Origin of the sequence: Acinetobacter sp. V102_4 (assembly GCF_031799005.1) — a bacterium.
GTDB classification, from domain to species: Bacteria; Pseudomonadota; Gammaproteobacteria; order Pseudomonadales; family Moraxellaceae; genus Acinetobacter; species Acinetobacter calcoaceticus.
The window spans coordinates 59,260-77,628 of record NZ_JAVQNR010000053.1; the positions used below are offsets into that span (position 1 = coordinate 59,260).

The window sequence follows — 18,369 nt, forward strand, 5'->3', positions numbered from 1 at the left end:
AATTTAACAGTTAATATATTAAAAAACCACCCGAAGGTGGTTTATATTAAGCAAAGCGTACTAAGCTATCTCACAATTACTCTGATGCCATGATTGATTATTTCCATATGAGAAGCTAATTTCACTTGGAACTAATGTTCTTTCTTGATGATTAAGATTTTCAATTAACTTTCTTAACTCACCGTCACCTTGCACGTGCTCTTGATATAAAGCACGGAGTAATAAATCTGTTGGTTTGCCGATTAATGAACGGCCAGCTTCCCAGTGACGAATACTGGATTCGCCAACACCTAAAAGCCCAGCAAGGTTTCTTTGAGATAAATTTAGCTCTTTACGAAGAAATCTTATTTCTTCGCCATTGAGTTCTGGCTTATGAGTTATTAAATATAGGCCTATGGCGTTATGGAGATCATAGACAGATTGGATCGATACCAACTCGCCAAAATCCTCATCATTTTCAATAGTAAAACCATTTTGTAGCCAAATATTACTTAAGCCACTTTCTTCATAGTGATACATAATCTAGCCTACTCTTAAAATGTAGTAACTACGACTGAAAGGTCACCGTTCGCGGTCTCTTTAAATGCAACTGTAGTGGTTATATACTCACCAGCAGTACGAACAGAAACATTAACTTTACAAGTTCCACGGGCATCTAAGTACGGCCCTTCAGTGATGTCTCCATGTTCAAAACAGCAAATAATTTGCTTCATGGAGATACAGCGTTCTTTCATTCTCTCTTTTGCATGTGTGGTTAACTTGATTTTGCTGGTATCTCTAGCAGACGCTCTAAGTTTTTGTTTAGCTTCAGTTAATGTTAAACACATACAAGCAAACACCAATGTTCTCGAAAAGAGTAAAAGAATACTGAACCGTCAAATATTGACGGTAAGGTGATTATTCATCATTTGATAATTACACGCAATACCTTAAAGGTAAATTTCTGTCAATCCAGATCAAGTATTTTGTAACATCGACTACGTTGTTTTGAGTCACTTAAACGCTGTAATGCTTAATAACTTGACAATTTTGGGCTTTACAGTCATTGCAATGCCCAATTTGGTCACTTACTTTTTACTGACTTTTTATAAGCTTCTTCAATAAATAAATTGTCTAAAGCAAAAATACAGTCATTAAAGATGTGAGCACTAACAGGTAAATCATTATGCTCAGCATAAACATTGATAGCCTGCTGGTCTAAGGATAAAGGAATGCCCTGTTCATATCGTCTGGATCTGATAATCGTGCTAAAGGCTGTAAGTATTGCATCTGCTGCATAAGAATATTCTGGTGGATCCGGAATATGTCCACCTAAGAACTTGATTTGTTCGATTTCGTGCGGCGTTTTCGACGCATAGGTTTTTTGGTACTTGTAGAGTTCGATGACTTTCCCAAAATCGTAGCTTTATCCTTATCGGCATCTTCCTGAATCTTTTGCGCTTGCTCTTTAATGAATGACCAAATCAGTAGGCCAATATCACCCAGGTTAAGCAGCTTTGATGCATTCTCTGGAGTATATGGTTGCTCAGTTTCGACTGTTTCACCACCTACCACTTCAGCGAAAACAACGCCTTTCCAGTCCTCGATTAAATGAGCGCCAGCCGCATCTAATAAAAGCTCATGATAGAGCTTACTGTTTTCATCTTTTACCATTACATCATAGCCTTTAGACGAGATCTGATTGCCAGCCTTTTCTAATGCAACTTGAAATGGCTTATAACCAATACCACGAATTTTAAACTCTGCTTGTCCGCCTGCAGTTTCAAACGTACACCACTTAGATACTTCTGAGCTTCGAACAATTCCGACTTTTAAAGCCATACCTACCTCTGAAATTTAGGAAATAAAAAAGCCCATGGGATTCCATAGGCTTTAAGGTTTATTAATTTGAATTACACGAGAGCACGCACAATCGTTGGAGCTGTACGAACTTGGGCAAAGTTGATATCTAAAGTGATGATGTCATCACCACCACCATCCGGGTGATTGGCTTCCATTACTTCCAATTGTGGGAAGTTGAACGAGTACTTACTTCCTTTGCTGTCTTTAATATCGAAAGTCAGCGTAAACACATCACGGGTTTTGATTGCATCAATCCAGCCTGCTGCTGTAGCCGAGAACATGAATGAAGCATTCGCTTCTATATCCATCATCTTCTCTAAATAGAACTCTGGCGTGTATTTCCCTGAACCAATACAGCGGATCGCTTCGAGGTTGTTATTGATTGAAAGCGTGAGTGACTGCATACACGCCTTACCTTGAATAGATTGACCATTCACAAGTAGGTTTTCTACGTTTGGCATGCTGACCAATGGACGGCTTGACGCAGCGATCGGATTAACAACTGGGTTTACTTGCTGACGGGTAAATGAATTACCAACCAAGCCAAAGTTACCAGTAATCTTTCCTGTGGTCTGAATGGTAATTTCACCCGTATTCACCTGGATACCACGGTAAATAAAGACCTGACCAACATCTTCAAAGACTTTAACCAGGGTAAATGATTTACGTACGGTGCCGCCAAAGCTGAGGGCATTTGCTGCCCAGTTGTTAAATGCAAGAGCACTTAAAAACAGATCAAATGTCCCTACAGATAATTCAAACTCTAACTGACCAGCCACTTCAGCTTCAGTAACTACCCCACCTTGACGAAATCGTGAATCTACAACTTCACTGCTTTCTTCAGTAGAAACGTTTTCAGATAATCCATCACTCACACGGCGAACGACATACCAGATTGGATTAGCCGGGGTTGTTCCCAGCACTGCTTCTTCACAAGCATATAATCGAATTTTTGCGCCTGAACTCATTTATAGTTCTCCAAAATTTAGGCATAAAAAAACCCGCTTCATTAGCAGGTCGTTATAAAAAATGGGCGTAAAAAAACCCGCTAATTTAGCGGGTCATTATTTAGTTTCATTTGAGTCGGAGACTTCTGGAGGCTCTACACCATTCAATGCCGCAGCTACTGCTTCAGATAAGTTGGTAGGCTGAAACTCGACGGGTGTTTCACTTGGTGGCTCTTCAGGTTCTGGCTCAGGTTCTTCATGCAAGCGGATATCAATCCAGCGACTCTCAGGAATATCTATAGGATTATCAAAATCCGGCACAATTGAAGCAGTTTCAATATCGAACTTTTTCTTGTAGGTTTTTACTGAAATGTCTCCATCTTCAAGCTGCTCATAAGACACTGCTACAACTACATTGCCGTTAGCATCCTTAGGCATTTCGATATACCAGCCTTCTTTAGCAAAACCTAGCGAGTCTTTAATCAGGTAATCACCAACATCTATCTTTTCAAAGCTAATCGGCTGTTTTGAAGCATCTTCATTCAGTTCAAGTGAATCTGCAAACAGTCTTGCAATCGGTGAAGCTGCCTTATAAACCCCGTTTGAGTCGACAGTAAAACCCTTAGAGCGAAGTTCGCCAGAAGCCTCAACAGTAACTAACTTTCCACTGGTAGCACTATTATCAGTTGCATAAACGATTGAGTTCTTGCTGGTGTAAACAATTTGCTCGGTTTTACTGAGATTTCCAGTAGTAGAGTTATAACTCCATGCAATTACCCCCATGAAATTGGCACGGGTTGAGGTGTAATACGGTAAGAATAACTCCGTTCCTGTAAGTCCTCCACGTGTAATCATGATTGAAGGAGCATAACCTGCAACATATGGATTAGTATAAATACTGGGTGGAGCATTTCTAAAACGTGTTTTTTGAACACCTGACTTATAAATTACATCTAGATCAGTTTCAGGTTCTGAAGCTGGCGATGCTCCATAGCCAAGATCAGCTACCCCATAAGCCCCAAAAGCAGCAACTTCTCCGTTTGCAGTACCAACATTTTTTGTTGCCGCTGTACCTAACCCTGTAACTTGAGTCCAGTCTGGTGTTAGGTTTGGAATACCTGAAGCAAAAGGCAGCATAAACTGCCGCTTACCTTGAGAAGAGTTATAGACAAAAGGTCGGTGGTCCCAACTAAATCTAAATAAAAGATTTGCCATTATGCAGTTACTCCATCAATCACTTGGAATGCCAAAGTTTCAGTATGTTGGATTGTGCCACTTACAACCGCTTTGATATCCATCTGACATAAACCCAGTGGCCATGCAGCAGTACTTGCTGCTGATTTCACGTTAAGCCAACCCTTTTGTGTACTCTGATTTAAGGCAGCACAAGTCAAAGTTGCAACGGCGGTACCATCCAGAGTTTTAATCTGAGAAGTAAATGTATAACCCGTTAGATTGATAGCACGACGGACATCATCGGGTGGATACTGTAAAGCTTCATCCATATCGACCAGCTGCAAGTTTAAGTTAAAAGTGTCGCCACGTTTAAAAACAAAATTGCTCATAAGTGATTCCTGTAAAAATAAAAAAACCACCGATGAGGTGGTAGTGGATAAGACATAAAAAAACTGCCCTTAGGCAGTCATTTATTTCTTAAAATTAAGGCTTGTAATTTAATTCAACACTTACGCCTGTCACGACATTGTGTTTTGATTCCCCCTTGTTATGCACATTAGCCAATCGAATATTCACATCTGAAACACATAGCTTGTTTTCACTTTGCCATTTATTCAGCTCTACAGACATTACTTTTTCTAAATGGCACTCCAGCTCTTGTCGTTTAAATTCGATTTCTTCTAAAGTCAGCATATTCTCTTACTTCTTTAAACATCGGGTAATTTCTGCCATTTTATTACTTCTTCATCTTTCCGTGATAGGAATTTTTCACCATCGAAATAATAAATTTCTACTGTACCTTGATATCGTCCTTTCACCACAACTAAGTATCTCCCCGCTGTTGAAGGGTAATACGTAGTACACAATATCCAATACATCTCAATTCACCTTATAACCAATCGTCACATTATACTGAATGAAGTCAGCATCCTGCCCGACAAAAATTGATTGTCCTTGTAAACATTCAAGATGATCATTTGAATAAAACTCAAAATGAGCAAGCAAAGCATCACTTAATTTTGTGATTTCCATAATTCCTGAATGAGGCCGAGCAAAACACTGGATCATGATATTACCAGTACGACGAGTACAAGGATTATCAGCTACTCCAGACACAAAACTAGGTCCACCAGCGATCGTTAAGCGACACCACAAGCCTTCCTTCGGAGCTTCAAAGCCTGGTGCATTTGGATACTGAATTCTGTCTTGGGCAATACCTGTAAAGCTTTGCATTCGATCGATAATAGCTTGCCTGGTCTGCTCTAAAGTCATTGCCATCTTAACCACCGTACTTTTGAGAAATATAAGTAAACGTGGTGTTGTAAATACCCAGCGGTGCTTGATCTGACCAGCCATCTTCCAAACGTTCGGCATAAGGCTTGTTGTTTTGGATATAGATCAGATTCCCAAGCTTAAACTTCACGGCTTGAATTGCCGCATCTTGAACGGCGTTTGTTTCAGGTCCACGAACACCAAAATCACCTGATCCAATCGAAACAATATGTGAAGCACGGTAATCACCGGTATCAACAGGGCTTGAATTAACTAATGATTGCACTGTATCCATGGTGATTTTCTTCACTTGGTTTTCAGCTGATTTATAAATATCAAAACTAAAATCAGTCGGCTTTTTCCCCTTCCATCCCATGACTTTTAACCTCGCTTGCTTCATACATTTCAAATAGGTCTTGTGCGATCGCTTGAATCGAATACGCTTCAAACTCAATACTAGGTTCGCGCTCACCCATTCGCCGTTTTACTATTTGCCAGACATGAACTGCCTCATGTAAAAGCAGTCCATAAACTTGGAGTTGGTCCTTATCCGCCGTATCACCAATTTGGACAATTGCATATGTACCATCAGAAAAGGAACTAACTTGCGCATCTGCCCCTGTATCTAAAAATTGATCAGCTTTATCCACCTCATCAAATAACAAATCCATATGTATTTGATTTCTAGCAAGCGTGTACTGCACATGTTGGAAAGGTGTGATGTACCATTCCGGTACATAATCAGTATTAACCATTGTCTAACCTATCAACTTGGCAAAGGTGTTTCAGTCGCGTCTCTACCATCAAATGAGTTATGAATAAAAATGCCATCCACATATTTGAGATGGCATTCGCAATGAAATAATAAATTGGGGGCTTTAGATCATCATCAGGCACTACCTGAACGCTGTCATGAAATTCATATACAACCCAAGACATGTTTACTCCAACTTTGGCCGATAAGTAATTCGGTGTTTTTCACCTAAAATAAATCGGCCATAAAGAATTGTGCCTTTGTTTGACAAATACCAAAGCTTTGTTTGCTCTTTGCCATCACAGTCATTTTCTTCAGAAGCTTTTTTTGAAGTATTCCAATCTATATTTATTTCGATTAATGGGTGATACTTCAAAATTATCAGTAAAATAATAATACCTATTACAATTAACCAAACCACTAAACTCTCCTCAACTGGCATTTCCAAATAGTCGCGGCTGGATCTTGTCGAATATGAATAACTCGAAATGAACCTAAGACTGTAATCCACTCATCATCAATTTTCGGGGCCATGGAAACTTCATTTTGCAATACAGTTGCTTTTTTATCTGTGGCCAGCACTCCAAGCGTTTGTATTTCATATTGACTGTATGAGCCAAACAGAACACCGCGGCCAGAATAGCTTTCTTTAACTTCAATATGGGTTTCTGTCTTAGGATCCCAATTCGTTTTAATTACCCGTTCACACGTAAAAGCATGAACAGCGTCTGCTAGATCCTCGTCAAATGCTTCAGCAATTTCTGCCTGAATTTCGTCACGTAAGCCCATTAGATTTTCCTAACAAAAATTACAGATCGCCGTTTGCAGTAAGGTTTGATCAAATCAAGAATAAATTGCTCACTAGAACTCAGTTTTACTGATCCATCTTGGTATTCCTTTTCCGTCTCAACCGTATCTGCCTTAACTTTCTTTCGCTTTAAAACCTGTTCCTGCCCCTGGTATATCTCTCCCTTCATGATGCCCTTTATAACTTCATAGGAAGCCGTTTTAAGGGCATTAGGGACAGCAGTTACTTCTTCAAAAGGCTTAACATTACGTGCTAACAAATAAGCTTCAGACTTTTCAAGATAGTCAGCTTTATCACCGTCAGATAAAGCAGCAAAGCCTGCTACACGTTCAATTGCTTCTTGTTCAGTGATAAATTCCTTTGATTATTGTGGAATCAATGCAATCAATTCAGGCTTTAGCGCCGACTGTTTGAACTCGATACCCTTATCAGTCAGATAAGCCTTGATTTGATCTACTTTCCAGTTTTCATAATCACCTGGTGTTGGGCCATCTAATGGATCAGGCGTCCCCTTACCCGCTTCTAATTCAGCAATACGTGCTTGCATTGCAGGAATGTCATTTTTGAAGGGCGCCAACTCACCTTTAGCAGTTGCAATTTGATCATCGATAAGCATTGCAGATTTTTCCGCCACTTCTTCTGCAAGCTCACCCTCTAAACGGGTATTTTCTGCTTCAAGTCGGGTTTTTTCTGCTTCAACTAATTCAAGCTTGCTTAGAGCATCCGTTAAGCGTTCTTGCAATTTTAAATCGGTGGTTGAGCCTGTCTCTAACGCTTCTTCTTCAAAAGGAATTGCTAAACGGCCATAAGCCTGTTTAATAATTTCAGCATCAGGGAAATCATCATCAACTTCTACAGCGGTGGCATTCGCAATCACACCTATAAAATCATTGCGATAGCAAGTGTCAGGATCACGAATCAATGGAATGTTATTTGTGTAAATTACTTTCATTTCTCTTCTCCAAAACAAAGGCGGCTTTCGCCGCCATGTTGTTTATTAAGGGGTTGCTGTACCTGAGATTACGGCACTAAATGGAACATTCTTACGGTCAAATACTCGCTCCCAACTGCCAGCATTTGCATAACCCGCAATTTTTGGTGAAGCGTTTGGATCTACCGAACCTTTCCAAGAGAAACCAGCAGGATGAAGAATGAATGTTTTACGCTCCCATAAAATTTCAGCACCACCACCATTACCTCCTGATGGTTTACGCTCAAGTTCTACTGGAGTAGTTGGAGATCCCTCCCCATAACCAAACGCACCATTACCAAAAATAAGAGAAATATAACGACCATTACCGTAAATTAAGCCATCATCCATAAAGATCGGCTTACCGAGATAAGTAGCAAGAATGATCTGACCATTACTGTCACGTAAATACTCAATCAGATCTTGTTTGACCATCTGATTCATTACTACTGAGTGAACACCCATAGCTGTGAATTGGTCGGCAGTATCACCAGCAGTAAATGCAGCGTCTTGGAATGCATTAGCCGATACAGTTGCACCTGCATCAATAACCATGTCACCGCCGTTACTGGCAATATTGGAAGCAATAACACCGCGTGCAGCTCCTAATAAATAGCGCTGCCACTGACGTTCCCAATATTTACCAAAGCGGTTACGAATATGCTGCATTGGCTCACTATTTGCCAATTCAGTTGAAAGATCGGCTGTTCCATAACCTTTGTTTAAATAAAGAGTACGAGCCTGCATTTTGCCTTGTGTGGCTTTACCGACCGCACCTTCATCATCAGGATTATCATTTGACGCATTTGCTTCTTCATCAGCATCAAGATCATTCCAATACGAAATAGTTGATGAGCCTTGGCCGTTATTAGCAATATCAGTTAATGCTTCATTTTTTGAAACAATTCCTGATTGGAATACGGCAGTTTTTTCAGGTGAATTTACTGGGTCCAAAGTCTGGTAGTAGTCACCAACGAAAATATCTTGTAATTGAATAGACGGCATAATTAGTTACCTTTAGTTTTCAATAATTGCTGGAATGCTGCTGGATTTTCACGAGCTAAATTCGCTCGCTCAGCTTCTGAATAGTCCGACCATTTTTTAATTGAAGTGCCTGAACCAGGTGCGCCCATACCATTTGCTTTAGGCCAGTAGTACGGTTTTTGCTCACGTAGAGATTCAACCCACTCTTTTGGCGATAGTGCTGTCTGGCCATCTTTGCCAATAATCACTTCACCGTTTTCATCTACAGCAACCGCTTTGCCGTTTTCATCTAATGCAAACTTGGATTTAGCTAAAAAAGCGATGTCACCTGTTGCTTCAGCTAATGCTTCAAGCTCTACAGCCGCTTGAACGATTTGCCCTTGAATTACTGACTCCTTAAACTTATTTGCATAAGCTTCGGCTTTGTCAGCACGGTCTTTTTCGGCTTTAAGTACCTTTTCATGTTCTTCTCGCATCTTCTCGGTGCGCTTTTGAATCACTTCGGTAATTTTGCCGTCAGCGATTAATTTGGCTTCTTCGTCTTGATCAAGTTGAGCAAAGACTTTTTTGACGATTTCTGGATCAATACCTTCAAATTGAGTTTGAAGTTTCTGAAGTTCTCGTTTTGCATCCTTAGCAGCATCACGCTCGCTTTGAAGTGCGGATTTGAGTCCTTTAGGATCTTCGTAACCGTCTAAGTCAAGGCGAAACTTCCCGTTTTCCTCAACATATAAAGCGCGGTGCTCTTCTTTGATGGCATCAAGCGAATCAACAATAAATGGCAATGACATGTTCAAACCTCTCGTTTGATTGGGGTAAAGCCTTATCTCAAGGCATTAAAAAAGCGCCCCTTAGGACGCTGTATTTCGATTAATAAAGTTATTCGATGTTAAAGCCTTCAACACCACGCTTCTGACGATTTCGGGTACGTTGCTCTAGCCACATTTGACCTTGCTCAATATTAGTAATAGCAAGTGAATTTTCGCGGCAAGGAAACTTTTCATTCAGAACGCGTAAGCGATGTAAAACAATCGCAAGTAATGCCTCATTCGTAATGCCATTAACTCCAACTTCCTTAACTGGACCAAGTTGGAATTGAATTGGAATAAGCGAATCACCAGCGATAACATCATAAAAGTGTCCTGGTTCTAGAGTCTGCTCACCATCACGGGTTTTAACAGTTTCGTTGTGGAAAACCATTACCTCGTTATCATCTTTATGAATTTCTCTTCCCAGTACGCAATTTTGAATCCCATCTGGTTGATATGAATGTTCAAAAACATCCTTTGGCGACCAAGTGATATAACCTTCATGATCTGGATGATTAGCCTTGCCACCATCTTTGTATTCGATTAAATAACCAGGATCACTCGGGTCTTCATTTTCAGGGATTTGCCACCCTTGGTATTCATTGTATTCACCACGTGACATAGGTATTGCTAAAACTGATTTGGTGCCGATATATGCCACCATTGATAATGCTAATAACTTCTTAGACATTTTTCTTACTCACAAAAAAAGCGCCTTCAGGTGCTAGTTAAATTTATTTCACGCTCAAAACATCAAAGAAAATTAGAGTTTATCAATCAGTTCAATAAGCTTGGTATTTGCTGAATCCTGTACTTTGTTATTTAACCGGGGAGCTTTTAAAAGAGAGGTCAAAACCTCAATAGAATGAAGATCTGCCTGATGAGCATCAAATGAGTTTTCGACCGTCTGAATATAAGGTGATGAAATCGCTTCAATTGACTGTACACCTGGTGATTTTGATGGCTCATCTAAATTCTGGCCAACCTCAACCGCCTCACCTTCGATTACTTGTGGCTCTGATGGTGGTTCAATAATTTCAAATCCGAGCTGTTTTAAGTTTTCAATGGCAGCTGTAAGCGCAAACGGATTGTAATCACCAACTGGTGAGCCTTCAGGCACCAAATACTCGCCGTTTACTTGAACTCCAGAGTGAAGTTTTAAGATGCATATAATGCGTTTAGGTAGTGCATCTGGTGATGGCTGATCTACATTGAAGTATTCAACACTATTTACAAGTTCTTGAAGGGTTTGCGGTTGCTTTGTCATGATGACCTCACATAAAAAAAGCACCCGAAGGTGCTATGGTTAAAATAAATTTATTACTTTGGCTGTTTCACTTTTTGCAAAAGCTTAATGGCTTGCCAAATATCATCTGTTAATTCGTCATAAGTAATGCAATAGAGAGCTTGAAGAGCATTATCAACTTTCTTTTGCACATCCTGGTCTATTGAAACTTCAGCTTTCAAGACTACATTGATTTGTTTTACAGTCATCTATTACACCTTATCGATTATTGCTTGCACTGGTTTTAATGCTTGTGAGGAAATCCAAATCTCACAACTGCATACAGGGCAAGTGACTACGTAAACTGTTTCATTGCGGTCATTAACCACTCTCGCATCACTTTTTTGAAATTCGAGAACAGAATGACACTTATTGCAGTTAGTTCGATAATTCAGTAGTTCAGGTGGCGTACCGCGACTAATAATTTTCATAACCCAAGGTCCTTAAATGCCTGTCCATCCAACTTACGAAGTTGGTCCAATGTGTAAAGCCGCCCTTCCGGATCGAAGAACTTATCAAAATCGAACTTCCCATCTTTATAGAGCTTGAAACGCTTTGGCCCTAACCATTCTTTTTGAAAGAAATCGTCGGTCTTGCCGAAGAACTCTTTAAATGTGGTGTTTGCGTCCAGTTGACCGATTAACTGACTACGCTCGTCTTTAGGGATGTCTTTCACTGGCCGCTCATCCATGACAAACGGACGTTCTCCAACAAGGCGACCATCTTTCTCAACAGCTATCAAAATACTGCGACAGTTACGGTGTAAAGGAGGCACCCGTTTTGCTGGATCATCAATTCTCCAGACCGTGCCATCTAATGAGGCGCAAAGCTTTGTTGTTCTTCCATCCAACACACTGACAAAGCGGACATATTCAAAACCTAGCTGCTTGAAGGTATCTAAATACGTTTGATTTGCTACATGGTTGCGTAACGTTCTTACAGTCTGATCAATGTCAGACTTAGTGCTAGTTAAAAGCCCATCTTCATAATTGAGGCGCTTGGTACCACGAATACGTTGGACAATTTCCTGATTCGTTTTACCTGAGCTAATCCCATCACGAATTGCATATTCGACTTTTTGACGAGCCGTTTCAGCAATCTTAGAAAGAAGATCATCTACCAGCGCCCCACCAACTAAGGGTGCTTTCTTAGCAGCTGAATAAAGTTTTTCGCCATTTGGCTTTTTAATCTTGCCACTGTACAGCTTCGCCGTGTAATTAGCCTCATACACCGCCAATGCTGTGGCTGAAACTGCAAATGCTTCAGGTAAAGAAGTATTTATTGCTGTGAACCACTGAGAGATTAAATCCCTAATCTCCTTGAGGTTTGTTGTTGTATATTGACCAGCAGCAAGAGCAATTTTTTCAGAATCATTTAATTCATCTAATAAATCTCGAAGCTTTGCCAGCATTAATGCCGACTCATCATTAAAGATTGTTAATAATTCATTAACTGATTGAGATGAAGCCCGATATAAATACGCCTGGTGCTGTGTAAGTACTTCAATCAATGATTTTTCAATATTAGAAGCCATTTAACACCTCTACAGCGGAGCGTTATTACGCTCAGCTTCGACTCTCTTCAACTCTTCCTGATAATCATGACCAGGTAATTTTCCTGTAGCGATATATTCCCAATACGTCTGGAATGAGTTCTTTCCAGAAATAGCACCTTCATAAAGCTGCTTAGCCATATTGATATCGTATTGTTGGACAATAAACTCAGGCTCTACCGTAAATTCATTTTTACTAGGATCCAACTTTAACCACTGGGCTGCATATTTAATGGCTTGATCAATTGCAGCAGCTGCACACATTACAATGCTATGTAAGCTTGCATGCTGGTCATCCTGGCGTGCACGGCGAGCTTCCCCTGATTCTTGTGTGTTTGTATCGATGACTTTTGCACCGGCTTCTAATGCAGCATTCTTCTGAGAATCCATTTCCTGTTTGGTTAATTCAATGCCACTGCCAGAAATTTCCAAGTAACCGCATTCAGATTCACCTGGGAGGCTCCAGACAGCCATAACACCAGTAACACTAATATCGACATCGTCATTTGCATCAATGCCATTAACCCAGGGTTGCGGATGAGCCGTATGGTGGAGTGACTGAAAATAATCTGCACTAAGTTGGTAATACTTCAGTGCTGCTTTTGCCATCGTAAGCAGTGGTACTGTACCAACTTGGGGTGAATTATCCGTGGTACCGCAGAAAACAAACGGTATAAAAGTAAGCTGATTGCCGCCGAGATCCGGAGTTTTATCTTCCACATTAGAACCATCAAACAAGCGTACGATTAAGGCATCTTCCTGCATAGATAAAGCACGGTGAACGGTTTTTGTATCATGGCCAAACTCATCTTCACTATTATCAAATTGCTCCTCGAGCACTAATAGCTTCAGATCCTTACGCCCACCTATACTGTTTTCTTTCCAATTGATGATCGATAAAGCATCATATAATGCAAAATAAGGAACACTTTGATCGTCGACATCCACCATCAATCCGCAGCGGCCATATTCCAATAGCTCCATACAAATACGAATAAAAAGCTGTTTTAATCCAAATCCATCATTGGTTGCATTATCAATCAATACTTTGAGCAAAGAGCTTTCAATCACAATGTTTGGCTCAAGCTTTGAAACTAGACCAATCATCGTGCGAAGAGAATCCTGAACCCATAATGGATACTGAGCGCGACTAAGATAGGCTTTATAAATCTCTCCAGTCTTATCGCCCTGCTTCTCCGCTTCAATCATGCCAGCAGATTTAGCAAGATAATTTGTTTGTGACTGTTTAATTTGCTCTTCGCCAGCAACGGCGTCGCGCATAATCAACCAGCTTTTTTGTGCAGCAATATACTGCGGATGTTTATCAGTAACTGCCATAAAAACACCAATAAAAAAGCACCTATAAAGGCGCGTTGTTTAATGAGAAAAACCAGCGATTTTACGCCGCTTGAATACTTTCTGAATAATGATTGGGAAACGCTTCGCTATTGGATATCCTCCAGCATCACCCACATGGTCCAAACCAGCGCCTTTATCTGGCATTCCAAAATTGTCATAGACTTGCTGTTCTAAAGTGGCCGTGAAGTTAGGACACTTGTTTGTATTCACCTTTAAATGTCGCTCACCATCAGCATTTAGTATCTGGGCATTTACTGCATTGATACGATCTTTAATGCCTGGGTTCACACCATTCACTTCAACCTTAAAACCATTTTTCTTTAAGATTGCATGATCGGATTCACTGAAGTTCTTTGATGAGGTCGCTTGACCTGAAGCATCTGGAATCACGGTAATATCATGAAAAGGGAAACGCTCTGTAATCAACTGACACATGGTCGGTGTATCTCTCACACCAACCAATTCATCCAAAGCCCTTGGTTTCCCCTCTCTAATGACGTAAACAACCGCTGCCATTTTAAGTACGTTAAAGTCCATACCAATAAGCAATGGTTCGCCCTGATTAATTTCTTCATCTGTATGGTTTTTAACTCGGTCAAAGTCTGGGTAAACAGCACCACTCGTTAAGTTGACAAACTGCCCCCTTAAATAAGCTGAAATCAGTTGTGGAGGATATGACTCATAAAGCGATGAAATATAGTCATCTGGAAGGTTGGCTTCATTGTCATAAGTTGAAGCTTGAATCATTCCATAGAGCTTACGCTTAGCCGGTGTTTTATTTACCTCTTTTACAAACTGCTCGTAGGTAAACTTAAAGCCTTCTGGCGTAGTGGCCACATCAATGCCATTGACCAAACCAGCTTGCTTATAACGCATACGTGCAATGATTTTGCGCCACGCTTGCTGTGCCTTTAGCTTGGCCATGACATCTAGTTCATCAATCAGTGCATGACCAATTTTAAAACCGACAATTGAATCTGGAATATCCATCGACCGACAAATAATAGTGGTCCGATACTGCCGACCATAATAAATATCGACTTCCTTGTTGGATTGATAAACTTTTGTTTTTAACCCCCAATCAAATGCTACCTCATCAATTGTAGGATAAAAGATATCTCTAATCTGCGAGTATGTTGGGGCAAAATATCCTAAAGTTACCTTAGGAAACTCCCATGCCTTATTACAAAGGCTTGCACTACCAACCCAAGTTTTCCCAGATCCAAATCCCGCTACAAATGCACGGAATTTATTTTCCATCTGTAAAAAATTAGCCTGAGGTACATTCAGCGTCGGATTCATGTTCGGCATCTTTTTTACTCGCATCTACAATCTGGATGGTAACTTTTACTGGTGTTGGATCATCTACGCCCTCACCATCTCCCGACCTAATCTTTTCAATCTCAAGCTGTTTCAACTCAAGGTCAAGTAACTGCAACGAATGCCCCTGCATCTCATCTTTGACTTGTTTAATAATGTTTTGTCTTGTGACCTTGTTTTTAGTCGTGTCATACATTCTCTGCAGTTCATTAATACGAAATGCTTTGTTGGCTAAAGGAATATCGAAAATATTATTCTTAAATTCCTGTCGAGTCTTTTCGAACAATAGCTTAAATTTATTGCTTAAATTCTTGCCTGCAGCTTTTGTCGGGTCGTATAACTGAACCTGTTTTCGATCAATTTCGATGTTAAACTCTTGCTTGACAGCATCCGCTACCTGTTGAGGGGTATCCATGCATGCAAGAGCTTGAACAATATAAACTTTCACTTGTTCTTTTAATGCAGCCATACCCCTACCTTTGTCTAGCTACGTCTAGCAAAATAGACAAAAAAAAGAGCTCTAAAGCTCAATTGATTACACAGTTACCGCAGCATCTTGATATATCTAGATCCGAAACAAACGGCGGATTCTTGGCGACCTCAATTAGTCGCTTAACATTCTTGCTTGGTCCATAACGTTTAACTACACCAATAAACTCTTCAACATCGTGACCAGCAAGATAGTGCTTAGGTAAGCCTGTATTGTCGCTATAAAGGACCTCGCCATCTTCATCTTTCATAACGCCAATGTGATACAACTCGTGCTCAATCAAATAGCAGAATTCTGTATCATTGGCCCGCTCGCAAAAAGAAGCATCGACAGTAATTAAGTATGTTGGAACAGCTCCGAACCAATCACGCATTTGTTGTTCCTGGCGTGCTTTCTTCCAGCCACCAACATTAAACATAACTTTTTCACATTGGCCTAAAACCATAGCTTGTTTACTTTTAAATGCAGTTGAAGCCCAAGCAAATGCTAAGAACTCTTCATTGTCATGAAGCAACTCAGCAATATGGTCATGATCTGGGTTATGAAGAGGTCCACCAATTTTTAAATAGTTAGAAATAACCCACTTCTTTAAATCCGGTGCAGGAATTATGCGAATTGCTTCCTCTTCTTCAGCCTGGTCAATAAAGTCAGTTGGTGGAAATGGTCTGATCTGTTCCATCTTCAATTCTCGCTAATTCGCTTTTTATCCAATTGATTGCATAACCTGATTCGATTTGATGTGGTTCAAGACGCTCAAATACATAACCTCTATCCAAAGCAAGATCATACTTACACAATGCGTTTGCTATCTTTCTACCACCGCGACCAACAGCCCAAGGGCTACCAGCAATTTCTATAAGAAGATTCAACTTCATAATATAAAAATCAAACCGCCAATTTTTGGTTGATTCAAATTGAAATTTTCGTCGATATCCAATTCGATGTTCTTCTAGCTCTTGAAATAGCGCTTCTTCAGCCTCTAAATAATTTTGTTTTGCTTTAGGTAATGGTCTGCTTTTAGGTTTAGTTTTTGGCTCTTTTTTTCTTGTAAGCCAAAAGTATTCTTTGTCATCCATACCTTAAGCTCCATTAGAGGAAACCCTCTGGCTTATTGTTGAGACGAGCAATTAATTTATTTTTCATTGCAATGGCCAAAAAAAATCGCTCATCTAATTGAGCGATCTCTTCTTCTGTTAGGCCTCGCGTGGTGCAACTGCTTGTGTGATTTTGCTCTCTTTGGAGCCGTCCAATCTCATAAGTGATTTTTTAAAATTCAGTCATAAATGTTCCAAATAAGGAAAATAAAAAAACCTCCCGAAGGAGGTCTAAAAAACTAAAATCTATCGACTTAAACCTAACCAACCAGCACAGGCCACCATTAATCCAGCGGATGTACGATTGACTCGTTTCATAGCCTTTTCTGATTTAATGGCTTTTTTAACTTTAGAAGCTGTAATCAGATAAATCATTTGAATAGAGAAATCTATACTAACTCCTAAAGCCGTAATAAATGCTACTTGGCTCCAAGATAGATCTGTTAAATCAAAAGCTTGTGGAAGAATAGCACCAAAGAAAATAACCGCTTTAGGGTTACTCAAAGTTAAAAATGATCCTGTTAATATCCCTCTACTCACTGATTGTTCAGTTTTCATTTGGGTTTGAAGTTTATCTAAAGACCACATTTTCCATGCAATAAATAGTAAATATACTATCCCTAGCCATTTAACAATTAGGAAGATAGTCTGAAATTTTAAAGCCAAAGCTGCTAGACCAAGAGTAGCAACTACTAACCAGACAGTGTTTCCAAGCACCATACCAATAATAAAGGGAAAACTAGAGCGACCACCATGTGATAAAACATGACCTATCAAAGTACCTTGTGCTGGACCAGGTATTGCTGCAGCAATGGCAAAAGGAATAATAAACAGCCAAATACTAGAAATATCCATATTATCCCTCGAAAAAAATCCAATCACACTTTACATTGAATACAGAAAATTGATGTATTTATATACTAATTAAATATTAGTCGTAATTAGCGATAACTTTGTTCAGTTTTTCTAGAGCCTTCGGTTCAATTTTGAGTGTGTAATTCAACTCACCAGTACCACCGTAAACATAGTCATAATTAAATAATTCTTTATCTAAAATACATGGGAGATCCAGGCCAATCATACGAACACTGCCGACCTCAAATCCTGTTACTTTTTTTACATCTTTAGGCGAGGCAAGTTTAACTTTACTACAGCCTAATAATTCTGCAATTTTATCGAACTCAATACGGTCACGTTTTCCAGATATTATTAAAGTGAAATATTCATCCTGATCAGATTTTAAAACCAGAGTCGGTGCAGTTTGTCCGAACTCTATTCCGAAAAACTCCTTTCCATCTTCTCTTGAGCGTATCGGTTTATCATGCTGAATTATTTCAAATAAAAAAGGACTATTATTTAAAATTTCCAATAATTTTTTCACAAATTGATTTCCTATGTAGAAGTTTGTTACTCGAATAGTTATTTAATTCTTCTAACACAATTGGCCAAAAACTCAATATTCCGATAATAAAGAAAAAGCCCTGCCAATAATCGATATTTAGCGGAGTGTCTTATGTTTTAAGGTATCCAGACAATTTATAAAGATGTAAGTTAATATGTGCAAAGTTTTGTGACGTATTACACATCTTTTGTATAAGCTGTTACCTTGTGAACTAAATCACATTTTGATAGTTTAATTCCTGAACTAGTAATTAAATTAATCTGATACACGACGATCAGCATTACTTTCCCTTCGCAAGTGTTTAC

27 protein-coding genes are annotated in these 18,369 nt (G+C 39.6%); all 27 read right to left on the reverse strand.

The genetic code is table 11. From position 1 onward, the window contains the following. Nucleotides 1–60: 60 nt before the first annotated feature. Nucleotides 61–519, reverse strand: a complete 459-nt coding sequence (locus tag RMB13_RS20590; RefSeq protein WP_311086217.1) for a helix-turn-helix domain-containing protein — start codon at nt 517–519, stop codon at nt 61–63. Nucleotides 520–533: 14 nt separating this feature from the next. Then, on the reverse strand, nt 534–827 hold the full coding sequence (locus RMB13_RS20595; RefSeq protein ID WP_311086218.1) for a DUF4258 domain-containing protein: 294 nt from the start codon (nt 825–827) through the stop codon (nt 534–536). Nucleotides 828–1,311: 484 nt separating this feature from the next. Beyond that, on the reverse strand, nt 1,312–1,821 hold the full coding sequence (locus tag RMB13_RS20600; RefSeq protein ID WP_311086219.1) for a hypothetical protein: 510 nt from the start codon (nt 1,819–1,821) through the stop codon (nt 1,312–1,314). Between the two features lie 71 nt (nt 1,822–1,892). Beyond that, on the reverse strand, nt 1,893–2,810 hold the full coding sequence (locus tag RMB13_RS20605; protein WP_311086220.1) for a phage tail tube protein: 918 nt from the start codon (nt 2,808–2,810) through the stop codon (nt 1,893–1,895). Nucleotides 2,811–2,906: 96 nt separating this feature from the next. After that, nucleotides 2,907–4,004 carry a phage tail protein gene (locus RMB13_RS20610; protein WP_311086221.1) on the reverse strand — a complete coding sequence of 366 codons (1,098 nt, stop codon included), beginning with the start codon at nt 4,002–4,004 and terminating at the stop codon, nt 2,907–2,909. Beyond that, nucleotides 4,004–4,354, reverse strand: coding sequence for a hypothetical protein (locus RMB13_RS20615; protein WP_311086222.1), 351 nt, complete (start codon nt 4,352–4,354; stop codon nt 4,004–4,006). The genes RMB13_RS20610 and RMB13_RS20615 overlap by 1 nt, the downstream gene beginning before the upstream one ends. A 94-nt stretch (nt 4,355–4,448) precedes the next feature. Then, on the reverse strand, nt 4,449–4,658 hold the full coding sequence (locus RMB13_RS20620) for a hypothetical protein (protein WP_311086223.1): 210 nt from the start codon (nt 4,656–4,658) through the stop codon (nt 4,449–4,451). A gap of 186 nt (nt 4,659–4,844) precedes the next feature. Continuing rightward, nucleotides 4,845–5,243, reverse strand: coding sequence for a phage tail terminator-like protein (locus RMB13_RS20625; protein ID WP_311086224.1), 399 nt, complete (start codon nt 5,241–5,243; stop codon nt 4,845–4,847). A gap of 1 nt (nt 5,244) precedes the next feature. Next, a complete protein-coding gene (locus RMB13_RS20630; protein WP_311086225.1) occupies nt 5,245–5,613 on the reverse strand; it encodes an HK97 gp10 family phage protein in 369 nt (122 codons plus the stop codon). Then, on the reverse strand, nt 5,585–5,992 hold the full coding sequence (locus tag RMB13_RS20635) for a hypothetical protein (RefSeq protein WP_311086226.1): 408 nt from the start codon (nt 5,990–5,992) through the stop codon (nt 5,585–5,587). Before RMB13_RS20635 ends, RMB13_RS20630 begins: the two co-directional genes overlap by 29 nt. A gap of 186 nt (nt 5,993–6,178) precedes the next feature. Beyond that, the gene (locus RMB13_RS20640) at nt 6,179–6,412 is read right to left on the reverse strand and encodes a hypothetical protein (protein ID WP_311086227.1); all 234 of its coding nucleotides are present in this window, start codon (nt 6,410–6,412) and stop codon (nt 6,179–6,181) included. After that, the gene (locus tag RMB13_RS20645) at nt 6,412–6,780 is read right to left on the reverse strand and encodes a glutamate 5-kinase (protein ID WP_311086228.1); all 369 of its coding nucleotides are present in this window, start codon (nt 6,778–6,780) and stop codon (nt 6,412–6,414) included. The genes RMB13_RS20640 and RMB13_RS20645 overlap by 1 nt, the downstream gene beginning before the upstream one ends. Beyond that, the gene (locus RMB13_RS20650) at nt 6,780–7,151 is read right to left on the reverse strand and encodes a hypothetical protein (protein WP_311086344.1); all 372 of its coding nucleotides are present in this window, start codon (nt 7,149–7,151) and stop codon (nt 6,780–6,782) included. Before RMB13_RS20650 ends, RMB13_RS20645 begins: the two co-directional genes overlap by 1 nt. 12 nt (nt 7,152–7,163) lie before the next feature. Next, nucleotides 7,164–7,751 carry a HeH/LEM domain protein gene (locus tag RMB13_RS20655; RefSeq protein ID WP_311086229.1) on the reverse strand — a complete coding sequence of 196 codons (588 nt, stop codon included), beginning with the start codon at nt 7,749–7,751 and terminating at the stop codon, nt 7,164–7,166. Nucleotides 7,752–7,796: 45 nt separating this feature from the next. Beyond that, a complete protein-coding gene (locus RMB13_RS20660) occupies nt 7,797–8,774 on the reverse strand; it encodes a phage coat protein (protein WP_311086230.1) in 978 nt (325 codons plus the stop codon). 2 nt (nt 8,775–8,776) lie between these two features. After that, nucleotides 8,777–9,544 (reverse strand): hypothetical protein, encoded by a 768-nt coding sequence (locus tag RMB13_RS20665; protein WP_311086231.1) that lies wholly within the window; start codon nt 9,542–9,544, stop codon nt 8,777–8,779. 88 nt (nt 9,545–9,632) lie between these two features. After that, the gene (locus RMB13_RS20670) at nt 9,633–10,184 is read right to left on the reverse strand and encodes a hypothetical protein (RefSeq protein ID WP_311086345.1); all 552 of its coding nucleotides are present in this window, start codon (nt 10,182–10,184) and stop codon (nt 9,633–9,635) included. 141 nt (nt 10,185–10,325) lie between these two features. Continuing rightward, a complete protein-coding gene (locus RMB13_RS20675; RefSeq protein WP_311086232.1) occupies nt 10,326–10,829 on the reverse strand; it encodes a hypothetical protein in 504 nt (167 codons plus the stop codon). A 53-nt stretch (nt 10,830–10,882) separates the two neighbouring features. Further along, entirely contained in the window at nt 10,883–11,056 is a 174-nt protein-coding gene (locus RMB13_RS20680; RefSeq protein WP_311086233.1) for a hypothetical protein, read from the reverse strand. Nucleotides 11,057–11,274: 218 nt separating this feature from the next. Continuing rightward, nucleotides 11,275–12,381, reverse strand: a complete 1,107-nt coding sequence (locus RMB13_RS20685) for a minor capsid protein (RefSeq protein WP_311086234.1) — start codon at nt 12,379–12,381, stop codon at nt 11,275–11,277. A 9-nt stretch (nt 12,382–12,390) separates the two neighbouring features. Further along, nucleotides 12,391–13,737, reverse strand: a complete 1,347-nt coding sequence (locus RMB13_RS20690; RefSeq protein WP_311086235.1) for a DUF4055 domain-containing protein — start codon at nt 13,735–13,737, stop codon at nt 12,391–12,393. 39 nt (nt 13,738–13,776) lie between these two features. Continuing rightward, nucleotides 13,777–15,069 carry a terminase large subunit domain-containing protein gene (locus RMB13_RS20695; RefSeq protein WP_311086236.1) on the reverse strand — a complete coding sequence of 431 codons (1,293 nt, stop codon included), beginning with the start codon at nt 15,067–15,069 and terminating at the stop codon, nt 13,777–13,779. Beyond that, nucleotides 15,029–15,547: a DUF2280 domain-containing protein gene (locus RMB13_RS20700; protein ID WP_311086237.1), complete on the reverse strand. Its 519-nt coding sequence runs from the start codon at nt 15,545–15,547 to the stop codon at nt 15,029–15,031. The genes RMB13_RS20695 and RMB13_RS20700 overlap by 41 nt, the downstream gene beginning before the upstream one ends. A 58-nt stretch (nt 15,548–15,605) precedes the next feature. Beyond that, a complete protein-coding gene (locus RMB13_RS20705) occupies nt 15,606–16,247 on the reverse strand; it encodes a putative metallopeptidase (protein ID WP_311086238.1) in 642 nt (213 codons plus the stop codon). Next, on the reverse strand, nt 16,216–16,644 hold the full coding sequence (locus RMB13_RS20710; RefSeq protein WP_311086239.1) for a hypothetical protein: 429 nt from the start codon (nt 16,642–16,644) through the stop codon (nt 16,216–16,218). Before RMB13_RS20710 ends, RMB13_RS20705 begins: the two co-directional genes overlap by 32 nt. A 264-nt stretch (nt 16,645–16,908) precedes the next feature. Beyond that, nucleotides 16,909–17,517: a LysE family translocator gene (locus tag RMB13_RS20715; protein WP_311086240.1), complete on the reverse strand. Its 609-nt coding sequence runs from the start codon at nt 17,515–17,517 to the stop codon at nt 16,909–16,911. A gap of 76 nt (nt 17,518–17,593) precedes the next feature. Further along, nucleotides 17,594–18,043, reverse strand: coding sequence for a YbaK/EbsC family protein (locus RMB13_RS20720; RefSeq protein ID WP_311086241.1), 450 nt, complete (start codon nt 18,041–18,043; stop codon nt 17,594–17,596). Nucleotides 18,044–18,369 lie beyond the last annotated feature (326 nt).